17 protein-coding genes are annotated in these 25,104 nt (G+C 65.2%); 10 read left to right on the top strand and 7 right to left on the bottom strand.

Going from position 1 to position 25,104, the window contains the following annotated elements:
- Positions 1-3: 3 nt before the first annotated feature.
- Genes AN189_RS16840 through glf form a run of 4 tightly spaced genes read right to left on the bottom strand, consistent with a single transcriptional unit; the run spans position 4 to position 4,059 of the window.
- On the bottom strand, positions 4-672 hold the full coding sequence (locus AN189_RS16840; RefSeq protein ID WP_056038695.1) for an ABC transporter ATP-binding protein: 669 nt from the start codon (positions 670-672) through the stop codon (positions 4-6).
- Complete coding sequence (locus AN189_RS16835) at positions 669-1,895, bottom strand: sugar transporter (RefSeq protein WP_253279663.1); 1,227 nt, start codon at positions 1,893-1,895, stop codon at positions 669-671. Before AN189_RS16835 ends, AN189_RS16840 begins: the two co-directional genes overlap by 4 nt.
- A gap of 29 nt (positions 1,896-1,924) precedes the next feature.
- Positions 1,925-2,914 carry a glycosyltransferase gene (locus AN189_RS16830; RefSeq protein WP_056038692.1) on the bottom strand — a complete coding sequence of 330 codons (990 nt, stop codon included), beginning with the start codon at positions 2,912-2,914 and terminating at the stop codon, positions 1,925-1,927.
- Positions 2,911-4,059 carry a UDP-galactopyranose mutase gene (glf, locus tag AN189_RS16825; RefSeq protein WP_056038804.1) on the bottom strand — a complete coding sequence of 383 codons (1,149 nt, stop codon included), beginning with the start codon at positions 4,057-4,059 and terminating at the stop codon, positions 2,911-2,913. Before glf ends, AN189_RS16830 begins: the two co-directional genes overlap by 4 nt.
- 194 nt (positions 4,060-4,253) lie before the next feature.
- On the opposite strand from glf, the gene AN189_RS16820 reads away from it, so the two are divergent.
- From AN189_RS16820 to AN189_RS16805, 4 genes are all read left to right on the top strand, one after another.
- Positions 4,254-5,381 (top strand): polysaccharide biosynthesis/export family protein, encoded by a 1,128-nt coding sequence (locus AN189_RS16820; RefSeq protein WP_056038689.1) that lies wholly within the window; start codon positions 4,254-4,256, stop codon positions 5,379-5,381.
- A gap of 182 nt (positions 5,382-5,563) precedes the next feature.
- Positions 5,564-6,976, top strand: coding sequence for a CAP domain-containing protein (locus AN189_RS16815; protein WP_157057536.1), 1,413 nt, complete (start codon positions 5,564-5,566; stop codon positions 6,974-6,976).
- A 45-nt stretch (positions 6,977-7,021) separates the two neighbouring features.
- Positions 7,022-7,843 (top strand): NAD(P)-dependent oxidoreductase, encoded by an 822-nt coding sequence (locus AN189_RS16810; protein WP_172794939.1) that lies wholly within the window; start codon positions 7,022-7,024, stop codon positions 7,841-7,843.
- Positions 7,840-8,448, top strand: a complete 609-nt coding sequence (locus AN189_RS16805; protein ID WP_056038682.1) for a sugar transferase — start codon at positions 7,840-7,842, stop codon at positions 8,446-8,448. The genes AN189_RS16810 and AN189_RS16805 overlap by 4 nt, the downstream gene beginning before the upstream one ends.
- On the opposite strand, the gene AN189_RS16800 is transcribed toward AN189_RS16805, so the two are convergent.
- Positions 8,441-11,812: a calcium-binding protein gene (locus AN189_RS16800; RefSeq protein ID WP_056038680.1), complete on the bottom strand. Its 3,372-nt coding sequence runs from the start codon at positions 11,810-11,812 to the stop codon at positions 8,441-8,443. The genes AN189_RS16805 and AN189_RS16800 overlap by 8 nt on opposite strands.
- 259 nt (positions 11,813-12,071) lie before the next feature.
- On the opposite strand from AN189_RS16800, the gene AN189_RS16795 reads away from it, so the two are divergent.
- The 6 genes from AN189_RS16795 to AN189_RS16770 all read left to right on the top strand — a co-directional run bounded on the left by AN189_RS16795 (position 12,072) and on the right by AN189_RS16770 (position 22,062).
- A complete protein-coding gene (locus AN189_RS16795) occupies positions 12,072-13,961 on the top strand; it encodes a nucleoside-diphosphate sugar epimerase/dehydratase (protein ID WP_056038676.1) in 1,890 nt (629 codons plus the stop codon).
- A gap of 13 nt (positions 13,962-13,974) precedes the next feature.
- Positions 13,975-15,342: a phosphomannomutase gene (locus AN189_RS16790; protein WP_056038673.1), complete on the top strand. Its 1,368-nt coding sequence runs from the start codon at positions 13,975-13,977 to the stop codon at positions 15,340-15,342.
- A 14-nt stretch (positions 15,343-15,356) separates the two neighbouring features.
- Complete coding sequence (locus AN189_RS16785; RefSeq protein ID WP_056038670.1) at positions 15,357-16,163, top strand: ABC transporter permease; 807 nt, start codon at positions 15,357-15,359, stop codon at positions 16,161-16,163.
- A gap of 139 nt (positions 16,164-16,302) precedes the next feature.
- Complete coding sequence (locus AN189_RS16780; protein ID WP_056038667.1) at positions 16,303-18,942, top strand: polysaccharide pyruvyl transferase family protein; 2,640 nt, start codon at positions 16,303-16,305, stop codon at positions 18,940-18,942.
- Positions 18,942-20,855, top strand: a complete 1,914-nt coding sequence (locus AN189_RS16775; protein WP_056038663.1) for a glycosyltransferase — start codon at positions 18,942-18,944, stop codon at positions 20,853-20,855. The genes AN189_RS16780 and AN189_RS16775 overlap by 1 nt, the downstream gene beginning before the upstream one ends.
- A gap of 40 nt (positions 20,856-20,895) precedes the next feature.
- Positions 20,896-22,062, top strand: a complete 1,167-nt coding sequence (locus AN189_RS16770; protein WP_056038661.1) for a nucleotide sugar dehydrogenase — start codon at positions 20,896-20,898, stop codon at positions 22,060-22,062.
- 137 nt (positions 22,063-22,199) lie between these two features.
- On the opposite strand, the gene AN189_RS16765 is transcribed toward AN189_RS16770, so the two are convergent.
- Both AN189_RS16765 and AN189_RS19405 read right to left on the bottom strand, forming a co-directional pair.
- The gene (locus AN189_RS16765) at positions 22,200-24,500 is read right to left on the bottom strand and encodes an AAA family ATPase (protein WP_056038657.1); all 2,301 of its coding nucleotides are present in this window, start codon (positions 24,498-24,500) and stop codon (positions 22,200-22,202) included.
- Positions 24,501-24,594: 94 nt separating this feature from the next.
- A complete protein-coding gene (locus AN189_RS19405) occupies positions 24,595-24,774 on the bottom strand; it encodes a hypothetical protein (protein ID WP_172794938.1) in 180 nt (59 codons plus the stop codon).
- Between the last annotated feature and the right edge of the window lie 330 nt (positions 24,775-25,104).

Raw genomic sequence — 25,104 nt, 5'->3', positions numbered from 1 at the left:
CACTCATTCGTCCTCGGTGGTGCCCATGTTGATGTGGTGCTGGGCAATCGCCTCGTGGATATCGTCGTAATAGGTCAGCTGCCCATCTTCGAGGATCATCCCGGCGTCGCACAGCCGGGCGATCTGCGCCATGGAATGGGTCACGACGATGGCCCCCGCAGTTTTCATCCGGTTGAGAAAGGCAGCACCGCTCTTGCGCTTGAAGGCCGCGTCGCCCACGGATGTGACCTCGTCCACCAAGTAGGTGTCAAAGGGGATGCCGATGGAAATGCCAAAGGCCAGTCGCGACTTCATGCCGGACGAATAGCTATGCACCGGCGCGTGAAAATGCGGGCCGAGTTCGGCGAAATCCTGCACGAAATCCACCAGCTCGTCGGTATCGACGCCGTAGATGCGGGCCACGAATTTCGTGTTCTGCGCACCGGTCATCAGCCGGTTGAAGCTGCCGGCGAAACCCACTGTCCAGCTGACGGTGCCGGTCTTGTGGATGGTGCCGCTGTCGGGACGGATGGACCCGCCGATCATGCTCATCAACGTGGTCTTGCCTGCCCCGTTACGTCCCAGCAGACCCACCGACCGCCCCGTGGGAAAGGTGGCGGTCGCGTTGCGAAAGATCGTCTTGCGCCCGCCGGGGGTGCGAAAGGTTTTCGTGACGTTGTCGAACTGGATCATTTGCGATCGCGCAGGGCGTAGTAGATCAGGCTGGTGATGGCCCAGATCAGAAAGCTGAACAGCGCCACCAGTGACAGGATCAGCCAGCGTTGCGGATACTGGGATTTCTCGGCCAGCGTCGGCGTGATGTAGGGGGCGAGATAAAAGCTCTGGCGGTTGGCCTCGCCGCGGGCGACATCGAATGCGCTGAGGGCCAGCGCATAGGCGTTTTCGGCGTATTCGCGGTCCACGGTCAGGCGTTCGAATTCGGCGACGGTCTCGGCGTATTCCACGCCTTCGGGGTCGGCTGATCCGCCGCCCGATCCGAACTTGCGCCGTTCCTCTGCGATACGGGCCTCGATCACCTCGAGCCTGCGGCGGGCCTGTGCGACGCGCGGGTCACTGGCGCTGGCGGTTTCAGAGATCAGGTCGAATTCGATCAGGGCCGCGGCCTGTTGCGCCTGAAGCGTGTTCAGCAGGCCCATCTGGCCCTGAATGTCAGCCGTCAGGTCGACGATCTGGTTTTGCAGGCGGAATGTGGTCAGCGCCTCGCGGACGTATTTCAGGCGGTCCACGGCGATCAGCAGATCCTCTTGGGCGTAGCGGGTCGCGTCGTCGCGGGCGATCTGGGACAGCTGGTTGATCAGCGTGCTGCCCTGCTCAAAGATTTCTTCGGCGATGCGGGTGGCATCGGCAGGATCAAAGGCCAGCACCAGCAGTTCCATCAACCCGGTGCCGCTGTCGTAGGAAATCCGGACCATGCGCTGCCAGTAGGATGTCAGGTCCTCGATCGTGGCGCCTTCGGGGTCGAAACCCAACAGCGGATCGCTGTCGTGGTGACGGGCGTAGATCGTTTTCAGATCAAGGGCCGCATCGACCTGGCGGACCATTTCCTGGCTGCGGATGAATTCATACAGGATGTCTGTTTCGCGGCTGGCGGATCCGCCACCGGCCAGACCGCCGCCCAACCCGCTGAGCATGTCGGCGGGGGTTGCGACCTCTTCGGAGCGGACGGTGAACCCCAGGGTCGAGGCATATTGATCCGCAGCCCGCCCCCAGAGGTAAAAGGCACTGAGCAGGATCGGCAGCAGGGTGATGACCGCAAAGGACACCACCAGACCCAGATGCCGGTTGCGCACGCGCGCAGGCCCTGCGACGGGCTTGATCGGCTTGTGCGCGGGTTTTGCGGGGGCGGCGGGGGCCGCCGCGGTGGTCGGCTGCGGGGTCTGCGGGGTCTCGGTCATCTGGCGTGGCCTTTGTTGTTACGGCCTTGTTACGCGGCTTGGGCCGGTTTGTCAGCGGCCCTTGCAAGGGCGTGTGCGTGATCGTTGCGCCCGCGGCGGCGCAGCAGCCCGTCACGCAGGCCCATGCGCATCAGTTTGTAATAGGTGCGGCGTTCGGCACCTTGGGTATGGCGGCCACGGCGCCACCACATCAGCGTGTAATAGGCCAGCGCTGCGGGAAACACGATCGGTCCTGCGGCCTGGCGCGCGATGCTGACGCCGTTGCGGCAGTGGTAGTAGATCTTCCACAAGGGGCGATAGACGAAGCCTTCGCCCAGGGTGCCGCAGTCATGTTCGAATCGCACGGATGGCGCCAGCGCCATGGTGAACCCCGCGCGGCGCAGGCGCAGGGAATAGAGCACGTCATCGCCGTAGATGAACAAACCGCCCTCTGGCAGGCCGATGGCGGCCACCGCGTCACGGTGGACGAAATAACCGACAAAGGACGCCACATCGAGGGGCAGGGCAGGGGCGTCGGGGGCAAAGGCCGCGTCAGAGACGTGAAAGCCCGCGCGCGACCCGGTGAACAGGGTCCTGGCAAACAGCCCCGCGTGCCAGAACGGATTGCGCGACGGGCGGTTCATCTCGCACAGGGTGCCGTCGGGATAGAAGACGGCGGCGGCAACACAGCCAAGGCGGGGGAATTGCTGCATGAGCGCAGGTGTTTCGCGGCGAAACACCGCCAGCGCGCCGGGGGCAGGGCGGGCGTCGTCGTCCATCAGCACGACCCAGTCGGGGTCAAGCTGGTCGCGAACGTAGGCCATGCCGGCCTCAAACCCGCCAGCACCGCCGGTGTTGTCGTCCAGCCGGATGACATGTACCCGGTCGCTGGCCTGTGCGGGCAGCCAGTCGGGTGTGGCATCGGTGCTGGCATTGTCGACCACGACGATATGCTCGACATCCTCGGCCAGCAGGCGGGGCAGGGTGATCTGCAATTCCGCCAGACGGTTGAACGTGACGACGACGGCGCAGAGTGTCACAGCGGCGACTGCGAAAACAGCGGTGGTGGTGTGCCCTCGGCCTGTGCTGCCAGAAACGCATCGGCGGTATCCAGCGCCTCGCGGATGGTGACATCCATATCGAGGTAACGGTAGGTGCCCAGGCGGCCCATGAATGTCACGTTGGACGCGGTCTTGGCCCGTTCCACATATTCCACGAGCAGGGCTTTTTCCTCGACCAGGCGGATCGGGTAATAGGGCGTGTCATCCGGTTCGCAGGCGCGGGCGTATTCACGGTAAAGCACTGATTTCTCGTGGCTTTCCCAGGGTGCAAAGTGTTTGTGTTCGGTGATGCGCGTAAATGGCACATCCGGGTCTGGATGGTTCATCACCGCACAGCCCTGCCAGTCGCCATCCGCGCGGAATTCCTCGAAATCCAGCGTGCGATAGCCCAGCCGACCGATGTCATAGCCAAAGAACCCGTCCAGCGGCCCGGACCAGAACACGTGGTCCCAGTCACCGGCGGTGGCGGGGTCGAACACGGTGTTCAGCTGGACCGTGATCAGCGGATGATCGAGGATGTTTTCCACCAGTGCGGTATAGCCATCCACCGGCATGCCCTGATGCGGATGGGCAAAGTAATTGTCGTCGTAGTTGAACCGCAGCGGCAGGCGTTTCAGGATCGAGGCCGGCAGATTGGCCGGCGAGGTGCCCCATTGTTTTTCCGTGTAGCCCTTGAAGAAGGCGGCATAGAGGTCGGGCCCCACAAAGGCGAGCGCCTGTTCCTCAAAGCTTTCGGGTTCGGGGATATCGGCGGTCAGGGTGGCGACATGGGCGCGCATCTCGTCGGGGCGCAGGGCGGTGCCAAAGAACTGGTTCATCGTGTGCAGGTTGACGGGCAGGGTATAGACCGCACCCTTGTGCGTGGATTTCACCCGGTTCTTGTAGGGTGCGAATTCACCGAATTTCCGGACGTAGTCCCAGACCTCGTCATCACCGGTGTGAAAGATATGCGGGCCATAGGTATGGACCATGACGCCGGTATCGGCATCGCGGGCCGTGTGGCAATTGCCCGCCACGTGATCGCGTGCATCGACGACGGTGCAGGCATGACCTGCCTCGGCCAGCTTGCGTGCGACGACCGCGCCGGAAAAGCCCGCGCCAACCATGATAAACCGTTGTGTCATTGCACCCTCGCCAGTCATGTGATTGCGCCGCTTTTAGCTTTATTTGCCGCGTGGGGTAAAGGGCACGGCCCGCGCGAAATCCCCTGCACGGGGCAATGGGCGATTGACCCTTTGGGGTGGGCTTGTATTTTGCGCCCAACCGCCACCGAGACCTCTCCTGCCAGGGGGGCCAGTGCGGACCAGGGGAGACGGTCATGAATGTCATCATGCGCACGGCACTGCTGACGGTGCTTACGGCGGGCCTTGCGGCCTGTAACGCGCCGCGTGGGGCCGGTTTCCAGTCCGAGGTTCTGGCCGCCAGCAGCACGCAGGTGTCGGATGTGGATGGCACCCCGGTCTATGATTTTTCCGTGTTCAGCGTGACGCGCGACAGCCTGCCGGTGTTGCAGGCCTGGCCGTCCAACAACACAGAGCGGATGTCCTGGATTGCGAACCAGGCCCAACCCCAGAGCATGATCATCACCCCCGGTGACACGCTGGCGATCACCATCTGGGACGCCGAGGAAAATTCGCTGCTGACCGCCCCCGGCCAGCGCGTGGCCCAGTTGCAGAACGTCAAGGTGGGCCCCGACGGGCGAATCTTTTTGCCATTCGTGGGCAATATGCGTGTCAGCGGCATGGCCCCCGACACGGCGCGTGCGCGCATTCAGGACATGCTGGTGAATACCGTGCCATCCGCACAGGTGCAGCTGAGCGTCGATCCGGGCCGGGCCAATACCGCCAACCTGGTGTCGGGCGTGCGCGCACCCGGTGTCTATCCGCTGCCCGATCGCAATGTCAGCCTGCTGACGCTGCTGTCGCTGGGCGGCGGCGTGAACGAGGCGCTGCCCAACCCGCAGGTGCGCCTGTTCCGGGGCAACCGGTCCTATGGCATCGGTCTGAACCGTCTGTTCGACGACCCAACCCTGGATACGGTGATCCAGGGCGGCGACCGCGTGCTGATCGAGGCGGACGACCGCTATTTCCTGTCGCTGGGGGCGACCACCACGGAATCGCTGCATGTGTTCCCAAAGGATGAGGTCACGGCACTGGATGCGCTGGCGATCATCGGCGGTGTGAACGATGCCCGTGCCAATCCGCAGGCCATTCTGGTGCTGCGCGAATACGCCGCCGCCGATACGGTGGCAGGTCCCGTCAGTTCCGCCGGGCCGCCGCAGGAACGGGTGGTGTTCACCATCGACCTGACATCGGCGGACGGGTTGTTCAGCGCGGGCAAGTTCCAGATCCAGCCCGGTGATCTGGTCTATGCCACCGAAAGCCCGCTGGGGGCTGCGGCCTCGGTCGTGGGTCTGGCTGGGGCGACCATGGGGCTTGCGAACTGATCCTGTCCTGCGGCGATCATTGTCGCAGAACAGGCAACGCTGTGTTGCAACCCTGAGGTTGTTTAACCACAATTCCGACAGTATCGCGCCGCCTGCGCGGCACCTTTGCCCGGTTTCCTGAAGGGTGACGATTTCCGCTGCTGCTGCGGGAATCCCCCTGAAACCGAAGGCTGCCCCCGGTCGTGTCATTCAATCGTAACGAGCAATATCTGTTAGAGTTGATCAACCGCGCCCGCCTGGACCCGCAGGCCGAGGCGGCGCGCTACGGGATCGACCTGAATGCCGACCTCAAGGACGGCACCATCACCGACAGTGCCAAACAGGTGCTGGCGCCCAATGACCAGCTGCATGCGGCCGCCACCGGCCACAGTGCATGGATGCTGGAGAACGACAGTTTCAGCCACGGCGGGGCGAATGGGTCGAACGGCGGCACCCGGATGCGGGCCGAAGGATATGAATTCACCGGGGCCTGGTCCTGGCGTGAAAACCTTGCCTGGCGCGGGGTCTACGGCACCGGCAGCATCGACATGTCCACCGCGATCGCGGCCCATCACGAGGGCCTGTTCCGTAGCGAAACCCACCGCGTCAACACCTTTGCCCCCCAGCTCAAGGAGGTGGGGATCGGTCAGGTCGGTGGCACCTTTACCGAAGACGGGCGGGATTACGCGGCCTCGATGACAACGGTGAATTTCGCGGCGACGGGGACGGATGTCTTTGTCACCGGGGTGGCCTTTGACGATGCGGACGGCAACCTGTTTTATGGCATGGGCGAGGGGGTCAAGGGTGTCACCCTGCGCCACGGTAGCCGCCAGGTGCAGACCGCCGAGGCTGGCGGTTATGCGCTGGCAATGGCCCCCGAGGTGGCCAGTGACGTGACGGTGCTGGTCGGTGACGACGTGCTGGCGGAACTGAGCATCGACACCAGCGCGGGCAACGTGAAACTGGACGTGGTGACGGCCGCCGACGGCGACCGCGTGCTGTTGCTGTCGGGGTCCGCCACGGTCGATTTCGGCACCACCGAGGTGCGTCTGCTGGGTCGCGCCGATCTGGACCTGACCGGCAGCGCGGGGGGTGATTTCCTGACCGGCAACGCGGGCAGCAACCAGCTGTCCGGTGCCGATGGCCGCGACCGGCTGTCGGGCGAGGACGGTGCGGACGTGCTGACCGGGGACGAAGGCCGTGACCGCCTGTCGGGCGGTGCGGGTGACGATACGCTCTACGGGGGCGAGGGGATGGACGTGCTCTATGGCGGGACCGGCAACGATACCTTGTATGGTGGCACCCATGACGACCGGCTGGTGGGCAATGCGGGCGACGATCTGCTGTTCGGCGGGGCGGGCGACGATTACATGATGGGTGGCCTCGGCGCGGACCAGTTCCATTTCGACGCGGGCACCGACCGGATCGCGGATTTCGAGGTGGGCATCGACCGGCTGCTGATCGCGGCAGGTCTGGCCGACGATCCCCAGGATGTCATGGACCGCGCGCAGGTGGTGGACGGCGATACGGTCATCACGTTCGACAGTGGTGACACGCTGATCCTGGAAGGGCTGAGCGACGTGTCGGTGCTGGCGGAGGATATCGCTTTTCTGTAGGTCTTGCCCCCGTGTGCCGTGATGGCCACGCAGGAGGGCCCGGGCATGCGCGACACCATTCTGATCCTTGGCGGCACGGGCAAGCTGGGCCGCGCCCTGGCCCGTGTCTGGCCGGATGATCTGCCCGCCCTGTGGCAGCACCGCCCTGACAGCACTGCCCCCGCCGTCCCCGCGGTGGCCTGGGATATCCTCAACAGCCCCGCACCGCTGGCCGATCTGGAACGGGCGGGGATCGCGGGCATTCTGGCATTGGCGGGATACGCAGGCCCCGACCCCGATCTGCTGGCGCAGAACACGACGCTGGCGCAGGCCGCAGCCCGATTGGGCAAGACCCTGGGCTGTCGGGTGCTGGTGGCCTCCTCGCAGGCGGTTTACGGCCCGCGTCCTGGCTTGCTGCACGAAGGCTCTGCCTGTGCGCCGCAGGGCGGTTACGGTGCCGCGAAACTGGCGATGGAAAACACCCTTGCCGGGCAGGACCATGTGACCTGTCTGCGGATCGGGAATGTCGCAGGCTGCGATGCGCTGGCGGCAGGCATTGCAGCCGCCACGCCAGAGAGCCCCGTGACATTGGACCGGTTCGCGGACGGGCAGGGGCCGCGGCGTGCGATGATCGGTGCAGCCGACCTGATGGCGATGGTGCCTGCGCTGTTTGCCGCCCCCGCCCTGCCGCCTGTGCTGAACGTGGCGCGCGCCGGATCGGTGGATATGGCCGACGTGCTGGCGGCCCTCGGTCAGCCATTCGTCTGGCGCGCCGCAGGCCCTGACGCGCTGCCTGATTTGCGGCTGGATGTGACCCTGTTGCAGGGGATTTGCGCTGTGCCGGGCGCCGATGCCGCGGCCATGGCGCAGCAGGGGTGGCCCGCATGAGTGCGGGCAAACGCATCCTTGATCTGGTGCTGGCGGTGACGCTGGGGCTGTTGCTGTTGCCGCTGATGTGCGTGCTGATGGTGGTGCTGCTGATCACCGAAGGGCGGCCATTGTTCTATATCAGCGAACGGATGCGCGCGCCGGGCCGGGGGTTCGGGTTGATCAAGCTGCGCACCATGCCGGTGGGGTCTGACCGCGTCGGCGGTGTCACGGGCGGTGACAAGCAACGCCAGATGAGCCGGATGCACCGCCTGCTGCGCCGGTCCCGCGCCGACGAGATCCCGCAGCTGTGGAACGTGATCCGGGGGGATATGAGCCTTGTCGGGCCGCGTCCGCCGCTGCGCCGCTATGTCGAGGATTATCCCGACCTTTATGCAGCCGTGCTGGCCTGCCGTCCGGGGATCACCGGGCTGGCCAGTCTGGTCTATCACGCGCATGAGGAACGTCTGCTGGCGGCCTGCGATACCCCAGAGGCGACCGAGGCCACCTATCGCCGCCGCTGCATCCCGCAAAAGGCACGGTTGGACCTGATCTATGCGCGGCACCGGACGCTATGCTGGGATCTGGTGCTGATCGGACGCACGGCGATCAAACCGTTCAGATGAACACCAGCGTATCGGCCAGCGTGTCCAGCGTGGTGCCCGCGACCGTCAGTGCGGTATCATCGCCAAAGCTCAGTATTGCATCCGCGCCGTCCATGCGTCCGTAGAGGAACATCAGGTCATCCCGGCTGATGCCGCCGCCCCAGAGGTCGGTTTCGATCATGATGCGATCCATTAGCGGGTCGAAATCGGTCACGGTCGCGGCTCCTTGGGTAAAGACGAAACTGTCCGCTCCCGCCCCGCCGGTCAGGATGCCCAGGCCCGCGCCCGCGTCCAGCCAGTCATCGCCGTCGCCCCCCAGCAGCGTATCGTCGCCAGCCCCGCCGAACAGGCTGTCGGCGCCTGTCTCGCCCAAGAGGCTGTCGTCGCCGTCGCCCCCCAGCAGGATATCCGCGTCATCACCACCGAACAGGGTGTCATTGCCACTGCCGCCATCCAGCGTGTCCGTGCCTGCGTCACCAAAGAGGATGTCATCCCCTGCGTCACCCGACAGGGTATCCTGGCCTGTCCCACCGTAGAGCGTGTCTTCATCCTTCGCACCGCGCAGCATGTCGTCGCCCGCATCGCCCCAGAGGATATCCTGGCCCGTGCCGCCGGACAGGTCGTCGGCACCGTCACCCCCGGACAGGCGGTCGTCGCCGTCACCGCCAAAGAGCGTATCCGTGCCGGCGTCACCGGACAGGCTGTCGGCGCCTGCGTTGCCATGGACCGTGTCGTTGCCTGCGCCCCCGAATACCCGGTCGTCGCCAGCCCCTGCGTCGATCCGGTCGTCGCCGTCACCACCCTGCACCGCATCGTTGCCTGACCCGCCATAAAGCGCGTCATCACCCGACCCGCCGAACACCGTGTCGTCACCGCTGGACCCATAGATCAGGTCGCGCCCGCTTTCGCCGTAGATCAGGTCGTGACCGCTGTCGCCGCTGATGCGGTCGTCACCGCTGCCGCTGGCGATCCGGTCATTGCCCGACCCGCCCAGGATGCGGTCGTTGCCTGCTCCACTGTAGAGCCGGTCGCCGTCGGACCCGCCATAAAGCGTGTCGTTCCCGTCCCGGCCATACAAAATATCCTTGCCCGCAGTGCCGAACATCAGATCGTTGCCCGATCCACCGTCGAGGTAATCGTCGCCGCTGCCCGCGGACAGGCGGTCGTTGCCGGACCCGCCGAACAGCGCGTCGCCACTGCTGCCACCATAAAGCCAGTCGCCGCCCGATCCGCCATAGAGCCTGTCGCGCCCGCTGCCGCCCGAGAGCCAGTCGTTGCCTGCCTCGCCATAGAGCCTGTCAGCACCGCTGTCGCCGAACATCCGGTCGTTGCCCGACCAGCCGTAGGCGCGGTCGTTGCCATCTCCGGCATAGACCACATCATCGTTGCTGCCGCTGAACATCGCATCGTTGCCGGTCCCGCCATAAATTCTGTCGCGTCCCGATCCGCCGAACAATGCGTCGTTCCACGACCCGCCATAGATCCGGTCGTTGTTGGCCGATCCGTAGAGCCGGTCATTGCCGCTGTCGCCGTAGATGTAGTCGTGACCGGCCTGGCCCCAGATCGTGTCATGGCCGCGGTTGCCGTCCAGCTTGTCCGACCGGGCGGTGCCGGATTTCCGGTCGCCCGCCCCGCCGCCCGACCAGCGGATGCCGCTGATCGCATAGTTTGAGATACCGCCAAAGGAGATGCGGGGGATCGCCCCGGACCCGGCGATGAGCGGCCATGCGCCGGGGTCGGGCTGGTCTGCGGGATCGCTGCCCGGCACGTCCCAGACCGAAGGGACAGCGCCGGGGGGCCTGGGTTGCAGGCCGGAGGTATAGCCTTCGTAGACGGGCAGATCGACGGGATCCAAGGGTGGCGTGGTATAGCCCGGCGTGATGACGATCGGAATGCGAAAGGCCCCGATCAGGTCGGCCTCTGGCAGGGTGCGGTGGTCGACGGGCTGGCCACCCGCGCTGCGGACCTCCAGCACCTCGTCGCCATAGGTGATGCGAAACCCGGTCTGGGTGATCGCAAGGTCCAGCTGGCTGCGCGACCGCAGGAACGACCAGCCCGACAGGTCGATCCGGTCCAGGCCGGGCTGGAAATCCGCGATCGTGTCTGGGGTGCCATCCGCTGCCAGCACAAAGATATCCGCCCCCGCACCCCCGGTCAGCGTGTCGGTGCCCGCCCCGTCGCGCAGGATGTCGTCGCCTGCACCGCCGAACAACCGGTCAGCACCTGCGCCGCCGGTCAGCAGATCGCCACCGGCGCTGCCCGATAAGCTGCCGCCCGCGGGTCCGGCCGTGCGGGTCAGGCCCGCGGCCCCCGCATCATAGCGCAGCAACGTCAGCCCCGGTTCCGAAGCCGAGCCCACGTAGATGTCGATGGCGCTGCCGTTGCTGCGCGCGGTGATGGCCGACACATTGGCCAGCGTGGTGTCCACCGCATCGGCCAGCGTGGCGCGGTGCAGCAGGGTGCCGTCGGGCAACAGTTGCAGCAGGGTGATGCCATCATCGCCACCGCCCGCGATCACATAGGCCTGGCCCTGATGGCGGATGGTGGTCATGGCCGCGACCTCTCCGAAGCGGGTGTCGCGGGTGTCGAGCAGGTGATCGACTGGCGTCAGGGACCCATCCGCCCCGATGCGCAGGGTGGTCAGGCTGTCGGTGCCTGCGGCGGCCACCACCAGCCAGTCCGACCCGCCTGCGCTGATCTGGCCCACGGCGGTGGGCGCGCTGATCCAGAGGCTCTCTGCGTTGCCGGTGGCGTGGCGCGCGGTCAGTGTGCCGGTGGCCCCCACGGCCCATGTGGTCACACCGTTTTCCAGCGCGGACGCGGTGAACAGATAGGTCTGCCCGGACACCGTGGCGGTGACGGCGGATGACACGTCGGCGGCATAAATGCTGGGGGTGTCCGCGATGATGCGTTTGTCGATCAGCCTGCCTTGGTCCGAGAACGTCATCTGCGCCACGCCGGACGTGCCCGCCAGTCCGCCCCAGACCACGTGGTTGCCGTTTGACGCCGCGATGCTGGCGGTGTGTTGCAGGCTGCCCCAGAGGCCGGTGCTGCCTGCCACCGTGTCACCCGGCAGCAGGGCTCCGTTGCCGGAAACACCGCGCAGCACGAGTGCGCCACCCGCCCCGCCGCCGGTCATGATCACGGGGCCTGCGTCCAGATCCAGCGGGGTGATCCAGCCATGCCCGCCCGGGCGCAGCACGTCGCTGTGGGCCTGCGCGTTGCGTAGGGTCAGGTCGTCGTCCGACAGGGTCCAGCTGTAGATGCGCCCGTCGTAATTGGTGGTGGCGAACAGGCGGCCATCGATGATTTTCAGATCATCGGGGGCCGAGACACGGGCGGAATCCCAGGCCGTGACCTGTGTGATCCGTGTCAGCTCGCCCATTGATGATACCCGCCACAGCCTGCCATGCCCCCAGGATCAGGGCAGGGCCGTGCGCGGTGCGGGCGGAACCGGGGCAGCAGCGTGACGCTTTGTGCAGGTTTTCCGAGACTTTTATGCAAAACGGGCGGGCAGCGCAGGCCACATCCGGCGCATTTCGACCCGTGCCATGGGCTCTGCCCTTGAAACAGAGGCAAGGGGGGGCCTAAGACAGATTGTGGCCCGCTGTCGCGGCGGGACCTTGGATCGGGAACGGGTATCTATGTATCGATGGGTCAGCATTCTGCCGCGACGCGCCAAGCGCGGTGTGCTGCTGTGCGTCGATATCCTGCTGATCCCGGTGGCGCTGATCGTGGCGCTGACATTGCAGGGCAATGCGCTGGTGGATGCCGACACGCTGGCGCGGCACTGGCTGGCGCTGCCGGTGCTGATGGCCATCGGCGGGCTGCTGTCCAGCGTGCTGGGCCTGCCGCAGGTGCAGCTGAAATCCTACGAGAGCCACGCCATCGCCCTGACCGCAGGCCATGCGGTGCTGATGGGGGTCTCGGCGGCGGTGATCTATGACATGGCGGGGGTCGCGGCCCCGCTGGCCAGTTTCATCAACTTTGCGCTGGTCTATTTCCTGATTTCGGTCGCGGCACGGATCGCGATGCTGAACATCCTGCTGCATATCTACCGGCAGGGTCAGGACATCAGCCGGGTGCTGATCTACGGGGCCGGGCGCACGGGCCGCCAGCTGGCCGCCGCGTTGCGCGGGGATGAAACCGTGTTTCCCGTGGCCTTTATCGACGACAACGTCAGCGTGCAGAACACCATCATCCAGGGGATCATGGTGTCGCCGCCCGTGGCGCTGAACACGCTGGTGCGCGAACACAAGATCGACCGCGTGCTGCTGGCGATGCCGTCGGCACCGCGCGCGCGGGTGGCCCAGCTGTCGCGCCGGCTGGAGGACATGGGGCTGGAGGTGCAGACCCTGCCGTCCTTTGCCCAGCTGACCGGGCGCGAGGCGCTGATCGACCAGTTGCAGCCCGTGGTGCCGGGCCGGTTCCTGGGCCGCGAGGCGCTGGACGGGTCGCTGCCCAAATCGGGGGTCACCTACAAGGACCGCGTGGTGATGATCACCGGGGCGGGCGGGTCCATCGGGTCGGAGCTGTGCCGCCAACTGCTGACCCGCAAGCCGTCCAAGATGGTCCTGTTCGAGGTCAGCGAACTGGCGCTTTATGCGCTGGATATGGAATTGCGCGCCCTGCTGCGCGACCAGAGCATCGAGATCGTCCCGGTGCTGGGCACGATCACCGACGAGGCGCTGTTGTTGCGCGTCATGACCACCCACGGCGTGCAGGTCGTGTTGCACGCCGCCGCCTACAAACACGTGCCGCTGGTCGAGGCCAATCCGCTGGTGGGTATGTCCAACAACGTGCTGGGCACGCAGGCGCTGGCGCAGGCCGCCCAGACCGCCGGTGTGGACCGGTTCATCCTGATTTCATCCGACAAGGCGGTGCGCCCCACCAATATCATGGGGGCCAGCAAACGCCTGGCCGAGATGATCCTGCAGGACATGGCCAGCCGGTCCGGCAATGGCGGGACGATTTTCACCATGGTGCGGTTCGGCAATGTCATGGGGTCCTCTGGGTCGGTCATTCCGCTGTTTCAGGAACAGATCCAGAAGGGCGGACCTGTCACCCTGACCCACCGCGACGTGACCCGGTTCTTCATGACCATTCCAGAGGCCGCGGCGCTGGTGCTGGTGGCGGGCGGCTTTGCGCAGGGCGGCGATGTCTTCGTGCTGGATATGGGCGCGCCCATCCGCATCTATGATCTGGCGCGCCAGATGATCGAAAGCGCCGGCTACCGCGTGATCGACGATGACACCCCCGACGGCGATATCGAGATCAAGGTGACCGGGCTGCGGCCTGGCGAAAAGATCTATGAGGAACTTCTGATCGGTGAAGGCCAGCTGACCACGCCGCACCCCAAGATCATGCAGGCCCGCGAGGCGCATCCCTCTGAAATCGAGGTTGCCGCCGCCCTCAAGGCGCTGCGCCGCGCGCTGGATACCGCCGACGAGGACGCGCTGCGCGCGCTGGTCGCGCGCTGGGTCGAAGGCGGCGAACAGGTGCTGACCCCGCGCACGCAAGACGTCAAACAATAGGAACAGACCCGATATGCCCCCCAAATTCGGCACCTCTGGCCTGCGCGGCCTTGTCGTGGACCTGACGCCCGATCTGGTGGCCGATCACGTCCGCGCCTTTGTCGCGGCCTGCGAGACGGGGACGGGTCTGTTCGTGGGGCGCGACCTGCGGGACAGCTCTCCTGCGATTGCCGCGATGGTGATGGAGGCCGCCCGCGCCGAAGGACTGGCCGTGACCGATTGCGGTGCGGTGCCGACGCCCGCGCTGGCGCTGGCGTCCATGGGGGCAGGGGCCGCGGCCGTGATGATCACCGGCAGCCATATTCCCGCCGACCGCAACGGGCTGAAGTTCTATCTGCCGGGCGGCGAGATCGGCAAGGCTGACGAGGCGGCGATCTTGGCGCATCTGGGGCGTGCCTCTGCGGGCAAAGCCGGCACGCTGGCGGTCAACACGGCCGCAGGTGCCGATTACGTCGCCCGCTATGTCAGCGCCTATGGCGCGGCACTCGCGGGGCTGACCATCGGCGTCTACAGCCATTCAGCCGTGGGCCGCGACCTGCTGCTGGCAGTGGTGGCGGGTCTGGGGGCCACGCCGGTGGAACTGGGCCGGTCCGAAGTGTTCATTCCTGTCGATACCGAAGCGGTCGATCCGGGTGTGGCCGCGCAACTGCGGGACTGGGCCGCAAAACAGCACCTTGATGCGATCGTATCCACCGATGGCGACGGCGACCGGCCACTGCTGACCGATGGGGCGGGCCGGGTGATCCCCGGCGACATTCTGGGCCAGATCACGGGCACAGCACTGGGGGCTGACGTGGCGGTGACGCCGGTATCGTCGAATACCGGGGCCGAACAGGTGTTCGGTCGCGTGATCCGCACGCGGATCGGGTCGCCCCATGTGATCGCGGGCATGGAACAGGCGGGGGGCCGTGTCGTGGGATACGAGGCGAACGGAGGATTCCTGCTGGGGTTCGATGCAGAGGGCCCCACGGGCAAACTGTCCGCACTGGCCACGCGCGACGCGGTGCTGCCATGGGTTGCACCACTGGCTGCGGCCCGCGCGGCAGGCGGTCTGGCCGCATTGGTGGCAGACCAGCCCGCCCGGTTCACCGCCGCCGACCGCCTGCAAGGGGTGCCGACCGAAGCCTCATTGGCGCTGGTCGAAAAATTAGGCTCTGAACTGCAGGATAGAGCCGCATTTCTGGACGACCTTGACGGTGCCGAACAGGCGATCGACCGCACCGACGGGCTGCGCATGACGCTGATGGACGGGCGCATCGTGCATCTGCGTCCCTCTGGCAATGCGCCCGAACTGCGGCTTTATGTCGAAAGCGACAGCGCCGATGCCGCCGCCATGACGCTTGACCGGGGTCTTGCGCTCTTGCGCCGGACGCTGGGTTGATTGATGCAGACCCCATGACCGATACGCCATTGCCCAGCCCCAACCTCAAGCCGCCCCGGTTCCAGTCGGTGCGCGCCATCGTGGCGCTGATCCTGCGCGAGATGGCATCGACCTATGGGGCCTCTCCGGGGGGATATATCTGGGCGGTGTTGCAACCGGTGGGGATGCTGGCGCTGCTGACGCTGGCGTTCTCATTGATCGTGCGGGCGCCGTCGCTGGGCACCAATTTCGCGATGTTCTACGCCACGGGGTTCCTGCCGTTCACGCTGTATAGCGAGATCGAGGGCAAGACGAACCATGCGATCATCTATTCGCGCGCCCTGCTGGCCTATCCGCGCATGACCTGGGCGGACCCGGTGCTGGCACGGTTCATCCTGCACCTGCTGACGCAGATCACCGTGTTCTGCATCGTGATCGTCGGCATCATGCTGGTGTTCGAGCTGCACCTGACGATCACCGTCGGCCCGATCATGGTCGGGCTGGCCATGGCCGCCTTGCTGGGTCTGGGGGTTGGTCTGGTCAACGCGGTGCTGTTCGGCCTGTTCCCCATCTGGAAAACCATCTGGAAGATCATCACCCGGCCGCTGTTCCTGGCCTCGGGTATCTTCTTTATCCTCGAGGACATGCCGCAGGGGGTGCAGAACTTTCTGTGGTGGAACCCGCTGGTGCATGTGAGCGGGTTGGTGCGCACCGGGTTCTATTCCGTCTATCACCCGACCTACATTTCGCTGAGCTACGGGTTCGGCCTGGCGCTGGTGCTGATCCTGCTGGGACTGATCTTCATGCGGGCCAATTATACAAAGGTGCTGGAGGCGAGCTGATCCCCCGGCAGGGCCGCCGAGCCTTGTGCTGTTGGGGCAATTATGGTTTTGATGCGCCCGATGAGGCGGACGCCTGGAAAAAACCGGTCTGGGTGGCTCTGGTGATGCCTAACCAGCTTGTAATGCAAGGAAATTAAACATGGCGACCCAGAAATACGACGTTGGCATTTTGGGCTGGTGGTATGGCAAGAACTACGGCTCGATCCTGACCTACTACGGGTTGAACCGCGCCGTCGTCGGTCTGGGCTACAACGTGCTGATGGTGCACGAACCGCTGGGTTACAACGGATACCGGGTGAAATGGCCCGACGATATCCTGTCGATGGAATTCGCACGGCGCATCGGCTACAATTACACCACGCAGGAACATTTCGACAAACTGCCCGCGCTGAACGCGCAGGCCAAGACGTTCCTGGTGGGCAGCGACCAGTTGTGGAACCCGCGCATCGGCCGGGTCAACGATGACCTGTTCCTCGATTTCGTCAGCCCCGAAAACAAGCGTGTCGCCTACGGCACGTCGTTCGGAAACCGCGGCACCGGCAAGTTCACCCCCGAGTTCCTGGCCAAGCACCGCCCCAACCTGCAGAAATTCGCGGGCATTTCGGTGCGCGAGGATTACGCCATCGACACCGCGCGCGATGCATTCGGCGTCGATGCCGTGCAGGTGGTGGACCCGGTGTTCCTGCTGCCGCAATCCGAATACCTGGCGCTGGCCGAAAAGGCGACCTACCGCCCCGAGGGCGATTACCTGGCGGTGTTCTTTCTGGATGCCACGCCTGAAAAACGCGATGTCGCGGTGGCGCTGGCCGACCGGCTGGGTCTGAAAAAGATCGTCGTCATCCCCAACCCCGACGGGGGCCGCCCGTTGGCGCAAGAGCTGTTCGCCGACGACCGGTTCGACATCGTATCCGAGGACGCGCCGGAAAATTTCCTGCATGTCTACAGCAAGGCCGCCTATGTCACGACCGACAGTTTCCACGGCTCTGCCTTTTCGGTGATTTTCCAAAAGCCGTTCTCGTCGATCTACAACACCCACCGCGGCGCCGACCGGTTCAAGAGCCTGATGTCGCTGCTGGGCTTTGGCGAGACGCGACGCATCTACGAGACCGATACCCCCCAGACGCTGGCCGAAAACCCCAATGTCACCTTTGACATCGATTTCACGGGGGCCAATGCCTATATCGCCAACGAAGGCGCGCGCTCGCTCGCATGGCTCAAGGAGACACTGGCCAAGGACGTGCCGGTTCACGCAGGCACCAGACAGGCCGATACCGCCAGGACTGCGGCCCCGGTGCACCGGGTCGACAAGCCCGATTTCACCGCCAGCAACGACGCCTGGAGCGTGACCCGCGGCGGCACGGCAACCAAGCTGTCCGTTGCCCCCAGCGGTGCCATCCGCGGCAATACCGTCTGGTGCGATCTGCCCCACGAGCTGGAGGACGGCGCATCCTACCGTCTGACCATCAAGTGGAAGGTCCGCACCAGCGGCGACGCGGTGAACCTGCATATCCGCAATCCCGAAACGGGCAAGTTCACAGGCATCGGCCGCGTGGGCCTGGAAGGCGTGCGCATCGGCAACCGCACCATCAATGTCCCCGACATTCCCGTCGGTCAGCGCACCCTCAAGATCAAGGGCGTCTCGATCGGGCGCCGCATCGACACGGTTGATTTCAGTGTCAAACAGCCCGGTTTTACCCAGTTCATGCTGGGGGCCGTCCATTTTTCGGGGAACAACGGCGGGGCGGATGTGGAATACATCACCGTGCAGGAAATCCCCTCCAGCGCCGTGGTGCCCGCGAAAAAGGGCAAGACTTTCGCCGAAGTGTCCTATGACCTGTCGATCAAGGACAACCTGCGCTTTGCCGGGGCCCATACCAAGGCTGTCGCCGCGCGTGATATCGGCGCCTGGCGCGCACGCCTGATGTTTCACGCCCATGCGATCGAAAAGGGCCTGAGCCACATGCAGTTCCGTCCGGGGTTCGGCAAGATCTCGGTGCCGGCGCTGGCCAAGGAGATGAACGGCTGGCTGGTGGCGGGCAACGACCGTCAGGACCAGTTTTTCCGGACCGCGGCCTCGGTCATGAACGCCTATTTCGAACGCCATGCCACGCTGGACGTGGACGTGTCGGATTTCCGCAAGCAGTTCAAGCCAGAGGTGCAGGACATCATCGACGCGGCCACCGACAAGCAGGGCGGCGTGATGTCGGCCAGGTCGGAACGCGAGGCCATGGTCGAGGCGCTGGAGCCGCGCAATTTCCTGGATGTGGTCTACGGACGGCGCAGCGTGCGTGAATTCACCGATCAGCCGGTCGATGACGCCGATATCGCCCGCGCGGTCCAGATTGCCATGCAGGCCCCGTCGGTCTGCAACCGGCAATCGGCACGGGTTCACCAGATCAAGGACCCGCGCATGATCAATGATGCGCTGAAATTGCAGGGCGGTTTCGGTGGCTACAAGATGCCGCCGCAGGCCCTGTTGATCACCTCTGATCTGCGGTCGTTCCTGTTTGCGGCCGAACGCAACCAGCCCTTTGTCGATGGTGGTCTGTTCATGATGACCATGCTGCTGGCCCTGGAACAGGTCGGTCTGGGATCATGCAGCCTGAACACCGCCATGGGCACCGAACGCGAGGACAAGATCCGCAAGATCCTGGGCATCCCCGATCATGAGGTCTTCATCGCCTTTGTGGCCGTGGGCCATTACGACCCCGAGGTGCTGGTGCCCCAGTCCAAGCGGATCGCGGTGGATGACATTCTGATCCAACACGGAAAAGACTGATGACCCCTCAGCCCGACGCGCGCCGGATCACGGCTGCGCCCGATGGTCCCGTGCTGATCCAGCCGGCGATCTGGCCAGAGCATGACGTGTCCACGCTGGTGCTGCCCTATGTCACCCTGACGGGCGGCGCCATGTTGTCGCTGTCGCATGGCGGTGTGGATTTCCTGACCGGCGGCATGCTGCGGACGGATACCTATTTCAACCTGTTCAACCTGGGCAAATGGACCCGCGCCTGCGGCGAAACGTCGATCGGGCTGCAACTGCGGGGGCAGGGCCGGTTCCAGCTGACCGTGTTCAAGGCGACGCAGAACCAGTTCCTGACCCAGCAACGGATGCTGCTGGACCGCGAGCTGAAGGTCAAACAACGCCAGAAGGCAAAGCTGCCGCAGGCCCGGCTGGATGACGGTCTGGTCAGCCGCGGCGATTTCGCGGAACGTATTTTCAGCGAGACGGTGACGCTGGACGGTGTCTTTGACCTGCCGCTGCAGCCCGAGGCCCGTGATCCGCGCACGATCCTGTTCTTTGCGCTGACAGCCCTTGATGAAGGGCGGCTGGACGATTTCGCCTGGACCACCACCGCGGCCCCGCGTCAATTGCCTGAGCTGGTGCTGTCGGTCACCACCTTTCGGCGCGAAGCCGCGGTATCGGCGACCATCACGCGGTTCAGGGCGTTCCGTGCCACAGCGCCCATGCGCGACCATATCCGCATGCTGATCGTCGACAACGGCCAGTCGGTCGATGCCGCATCCGGCGACGGGGTCACGGTGATCCCCAATGCCAATCTGGGCGGGGCAGGCGGGTTCACCCGCGGTCTGCTGGAAACCCAGAAAACCGGTGGCAGCCATTGCCTGTTCATGGATGACGATGCCTCGATCCACATGGGGGCGATCACCCGCACATGGATGATCCTGGCCTATAGCCAGGACCCGCGGCTGGCGGTCGTGGGGGCGATGATGGACGCTGACCATCGCTGGAAGATCTGGGAAAACGGCGCCACCTTTGATCGGGGCTGCCATCCGCTGTATTTCGGCGCGGACATGCGCGATCCCGACGTGGTCTTCGGGATGGAATTCGACACCACCATCGGCAAGCCAAAGGGATTCTACGGCGGCTGGTGGTATTTTGCCTTTCCGGTCACGCAGCTGGAATACCTGCCGTTTCCGTTCTTTGTGCGCGGGGATGATGTCAGTTTCTCGCTGGCCAATGATTTCACCTTTGTGACCCTGCCCGGGGTGGCCTCGATCCAGGAAAGCTTTGTCAGCAAGGCCTCGCCCACCACATGGTATCTGGACCTGCGCAGCCACCTGGCCCACCATTTGAGCCTGCCTGCAAAGGATGTCGGCTGGCTGGGGCTGCGGCGGATGCTGCTGGGGTTCTATCTGCGCACCGTCCTGCGGTTCCATTACGACAGCCTGTCGGCGGTGAACCTTGCGATCGAGGATATCCTGCGCGGGCCGCAGTTCTTTGCGGATCACGCGGATATGGCGCAGCGGCGGGGCGATCTGAAGGCGATGACCACGACCGAGGTCTGGGAACCGCTGGACCGCACGAAACCCGAACGCATCGGCAGGCTGCCGCGCCCCCTGCGCGCCCTGCTGCTGCTGACCCTGAACGGTCACCTGCTGCCTTTTGCGAATCTACGTGGCAGCAAGCTGGTGATGCCCCCCGAAAGCCGCGAGGATTTCCGGCTGATGTATGGCGCGCGGCAGATCACGTTCCTGAACGCGGACCGCTCGGCGGCCTATACGCTGCGCCGTGACCGCAAACGCTTTGCCACCGAAACCTGGCGTTTCATCAAGAACGTCTACCGGCTGGCGCGCGACTATCGCCAGATCCGCGACACCTGGCAGGCGGGCTATCCGGAACTGACCAGCCGCGCGTTCTGGGACGACAAGCTGAAACCGGGGGAATAGGGCGCGGCCCCCCCTGCCAGGCCGCACAAGGAGCATCACCATGAAAATCGCCGTGATCGGTCTGGGGTATGTGGGCATGTCGAATGCGGTGCTGCTGGCGCAGCACAACACCGTCGTGGCCGTCGATCTGGACCCTGCGCGCGTGGATCTGGTGAACGCGCGCCGCAGCCCGATCGAGGATGCAGAGCTTGCGGATTATCTGACCAACCGCACATTGGACCTGCGTGCGACCACCGATCTGGCGGCGGCGGTGCAGGGGGCGGATTACGCCATCGTGGCCACGCCCACGAATTACGATCCGGTTGCGAACTTCTTTGATGTCAGCTCTGTCCGGGCGGTGGCGCAGGCCGTTCTGGCCGCATCACCTGATACCACGGTGGTCATCAAATCGACGATCCCTGTGGGCTGTGTGGCCGATCTGCGCGCCGATCTGGGGTCGGACAACATCCTCTTTTCCCCCGAATTCCTGCGCGAGGGGCGCGCGTTGCACGACAACCTGCACCCCAGCCGGATCATCGTGGGCGACCGGGGCGAGGCGGCCCGCCGCTTTGCCGATCTGCTGGTGCAGGGGGCCGTGAAAAAGGACGCGCCCGTGCTGTTCACCGACGCGGGCGAGGCGGAGGCGATCAAGCTCTTTGCCAATACCTACCTTGCGATGCGGGTGGCCTATTTCAACGAACTCGACAGCTATGCGCTGATGCGGGGCATGGACAGCCGCCAGATCATCGCGGGTGTGGGCCTCGATCCGCGCATCGGCGATCACTACAACAACCCCTCGTTCGGCTATGGCGGTTATTGCCTGCCCAAGGATACCAAGCAGCTGCTGGCGAATTACGCCGATGTGCCGCAGAACATGATGCAGGCCATCGTGGATGCCAATCGCACCCGCAAGGACGTGCTGGCCGACCGGATCGTGGCGATGAACCCGACCTGCGTGGGCATCCACCGGCTGGTGATGAAGGCGGGGTCCGACAACTGGCGGCAATCCTCGGTGCAGGGCATCATGAAGCGGATCAAGGCCAAGGGGATCACCGTCGTGGTCTATGAACCCGCGCTGGAGGAAGAGCGTTTCTTTGGCTCCGAGGTGATCCGCGACCTGGATGCCTTCAAGGCGCGCTGCGATCTGATCGTGGCGAACCGGCTGACCGATGACATCGCGGATGTCTCGGACCGGGTGTTCACGCGGGATCTGTTCGGCAACGACTGAGCAGACTTGCGCGGTATGGGGCGGGTTGTCCTGGCCTTTTGCCCCTATTGTCGTTGTGGGGACGGTCGCTGTTCGGTTTGCGCGACAACGCCGCGGACTGTTCTGTTCTGGGAACAACGGCCCGCGACGGGCTTTGTTTACATGCCCGGCCAGAAGGCCGCCGGATCGTCGGCACCGGTGACATCAACCTTCATCAGTTCACGCAGGGCTTCACGTTCCACGACGCCACCCACCAGCAGATCACCGGCCAGCGTTTCGATCGTGACGCGGTGCGTGTGGACGAGGTCGCAGGCCTGGGCGTAGGCGGCGTCGAGACGGCGGGCGGTGCGGTCACGCAGTCCGCGATGGCGGGCAAAGAGCGTGGCCGGGTCTGCGTCGGCGCTGCACCAGATCAGACCCGGCCCACGGCCAAAGCTGAGTTCGGCGGCGATCGCCAGACGGGTGGCGCGTGCCAGATCGGATGCCGCGTCGCCGCCGCTGCGACCGGACACGGAACAAAGGATCACCTCTTCGGCGGCACGTCCGGCCAGCAGGGCGATCATCTCGCGCTGAATGTCGGTCGGCCTGCGCGCATCCGGCAGCGGGGTCAGCGCGACCTGCGCCGTGACGTCCCGTGCCATGATCAGGCTGATCTGGTCGGGGCGGGCGTATCCGGTGATTTGCGAGACGACGGCCTTGGCGGCACCGGCGATGGCGACACGCGCGCGCAGCGCCTGTGGCACCGGCGGGCGGGTGTCCCTCAGCGCAGCCATCAGATCACTGACCGCCAGATCGCGACCCTTGGCACGGGCGGTCTGGCGCGCGCGTTGCACCAGCCCCTTGATATCCGCCATCGTGGCACCGGCGGCTGCGCGCGCGATGGTGATCAGGTCGGCGTCCGGCAGATCATTGCGCAGATAATAGCGCAGCACATCCGGCAGATCGGCGGTCGTGGGGTGCTGCATGTCGATGCGCAGCCCCAGCCGACCGTGGCGGACCATTGCCGTGTCGAGCAGTTCGGGATGGTTGGTGGCCCCGATGACGATCACGCCGTCGCGAGCAATGGCCCCGTCAAGCCGTCCCAGCAGCATGTTGGTGACATTCCGGTAATAGTTCGAATTGTGATCCTGGCGGCCTTCGCGTGAGGGGATGGCGTCAACCTCGTCGATGAACAGCACGGCCCCCTTGGCCGGGCCGGATGCGGCAGCGATGGCGGTCTCAAAGCTTTTGGCGAGGGCGCGCATCATCTCGTGTCCGCGACCGGTATCTGCCGTCTGCCAGTCACCCAATGAGGTGGCAATCAAAGGCACACCAGCGGCACGCGCGAGGGCTGCGGCAGCAAAGGTCTTGCCGGTGCCGGGTGCGCCCGTCAGCAGCACGCCATTGGCAACGTCCGACCACGGCAGGGTGCCCGCCCGGTAGGCGTTCAGATCGGTGGCGATCTGGCGGAGGGTTTGGCCTGCCTCACCAAGACTTGGCAGATCGTCGAGCGTCGGTCCGTCGTCTGCGACGATAGTCTTCGGCAATGCCAGCTCTGCCAGCTTATGCGCGACACGTAACGGGCTGTGTTGGCGCAAGGCGAGGTCGACCGTGCTCATCGGCAGCGTTGCGAGGGCGGCATCAGCGGGCAGGGCCGCGCGCACTGCATCCTCGGCAATCTGGCTGGTCGCACTGTGGGTCAGGTGCAGGGTCCAGATCAGCGTCTGGGTGCAGGGCCGGGCGATGTGAACGACGGGCAGCAGCGACAGCGCGCCGGGCAGGTCCTGACCCGGTGAGGTCAGAATGACCAGTGGTGCAGGCTCTGCCAGCTTGTCCTCGGCGCGGGCCAGCTCTGCCGCGATGGAGGTCGGTGTGCCGGTATCGACCAGGACGACATCGGGGCGGAGCGGGGTCTGCGACAGCGGCTGGCCGGGGGGCGTGGCTTTGGCGCGAAACCCTTTCATCAGCGCGTCCTTGAGGCGCCGCGCCTCGGCCGTGCTGTCGCAGATCAGCACGGTGGCGGCCCCATCGAACAGCAGTGCATTGGCTGCCGCCTGATCGCCAAAGGTCTTGGCCAGCTGCGCGAGGGCCAGCACAGCGCTGGCTGCGACCGGGTAGGGGGGGCGACAGTTCCGGGTGACGCTGTCGGTGGCCCATGGATCATCGCCCGCGGTCAGGGCTGCGGTGATCTCAGCGGAATTCATGGCATCGGCCGCAGGCGTTCCGCTGGGCATGGGCATGTCGTCTGCAAGATCGTCGGGGTCAAAGAGATCGGCCAGGCCTTCCTTGATCTCCCAGGCGCGCAGGGCATCTGCGGCGCTGGTGCCGGCGGCGGGTGGCGTGTCGGTGCTTGCGCGCGCAGCCTGCGGGGCAAGCGGATGATCGGGGTAGCACCGCAGCAGTGCGCTTTGGGCGAGTGGCTGCCAGGTGGGGGCCGGGTGTGAATCAACGGGTCGTGTCTGTCTGTCGGAATGCGTCATGGCGATATCCAGCCTGTCGGAATGAAAATGACCCCGATACCCAAAGGGGGATCGGTCAAAGGCAGGGATGAGGCGCGGCAGATCGGGGGGCGGGTCAGCGGTCCGTTGAAACGGTGCACCTGTTGCGGTGCGCATCGCCGGTCTGCCGCGCGCTGGTTATCTGCGGCGGCTGTGCGATCGACCTGGTCAGGGCGCGGTGGCCCGGCATGGGGGCGGCCCCGGTCAGCGTCAGGGCGGCGGTATTCTGCATGATGATCTCCGCCGGGCTGGTCATGGGACGGGCTGACGCAGGCTGAACCCCTGCGCCCGCTGGATCATAATTTGCCATATCGCAGAGTAAACATCCAAAATCGCAAGCCACCTGATCGGCATGATGGTCCGGACCTGGACCCGGATCACGGGCACGGTCTGTGCAAAAAGGCGTTTCTGGGTCGTTATGCGGCATTGCTACCCCAATGCATTGGACGCGTTGTCCCGGTCCAAGAGGATGCGATGCAGATTGGGCGGCGGATCCGAAAGGCGTCTCGCTGACAGACGATCCGCAGCGTGACTTTCATTTAAGGTTATGAAAACGTTACGTAAATCACGTTTATCTGGTTTGGGG

The sequence above is a fragment of the Loktanella sp. 3ANDIMAR09 genome, from assembly GCF_001420005.1.
In the GTDB taxonomy this organism is placed as follows: Bacteria; Pseudomonadota; Alphaproteobacteria; order Rhodobacterales; family Rhodobacteraceae; genus Loktanella.
This window is presented reverse-complemented; position numbering and strand designations above follow the sequence as displayed.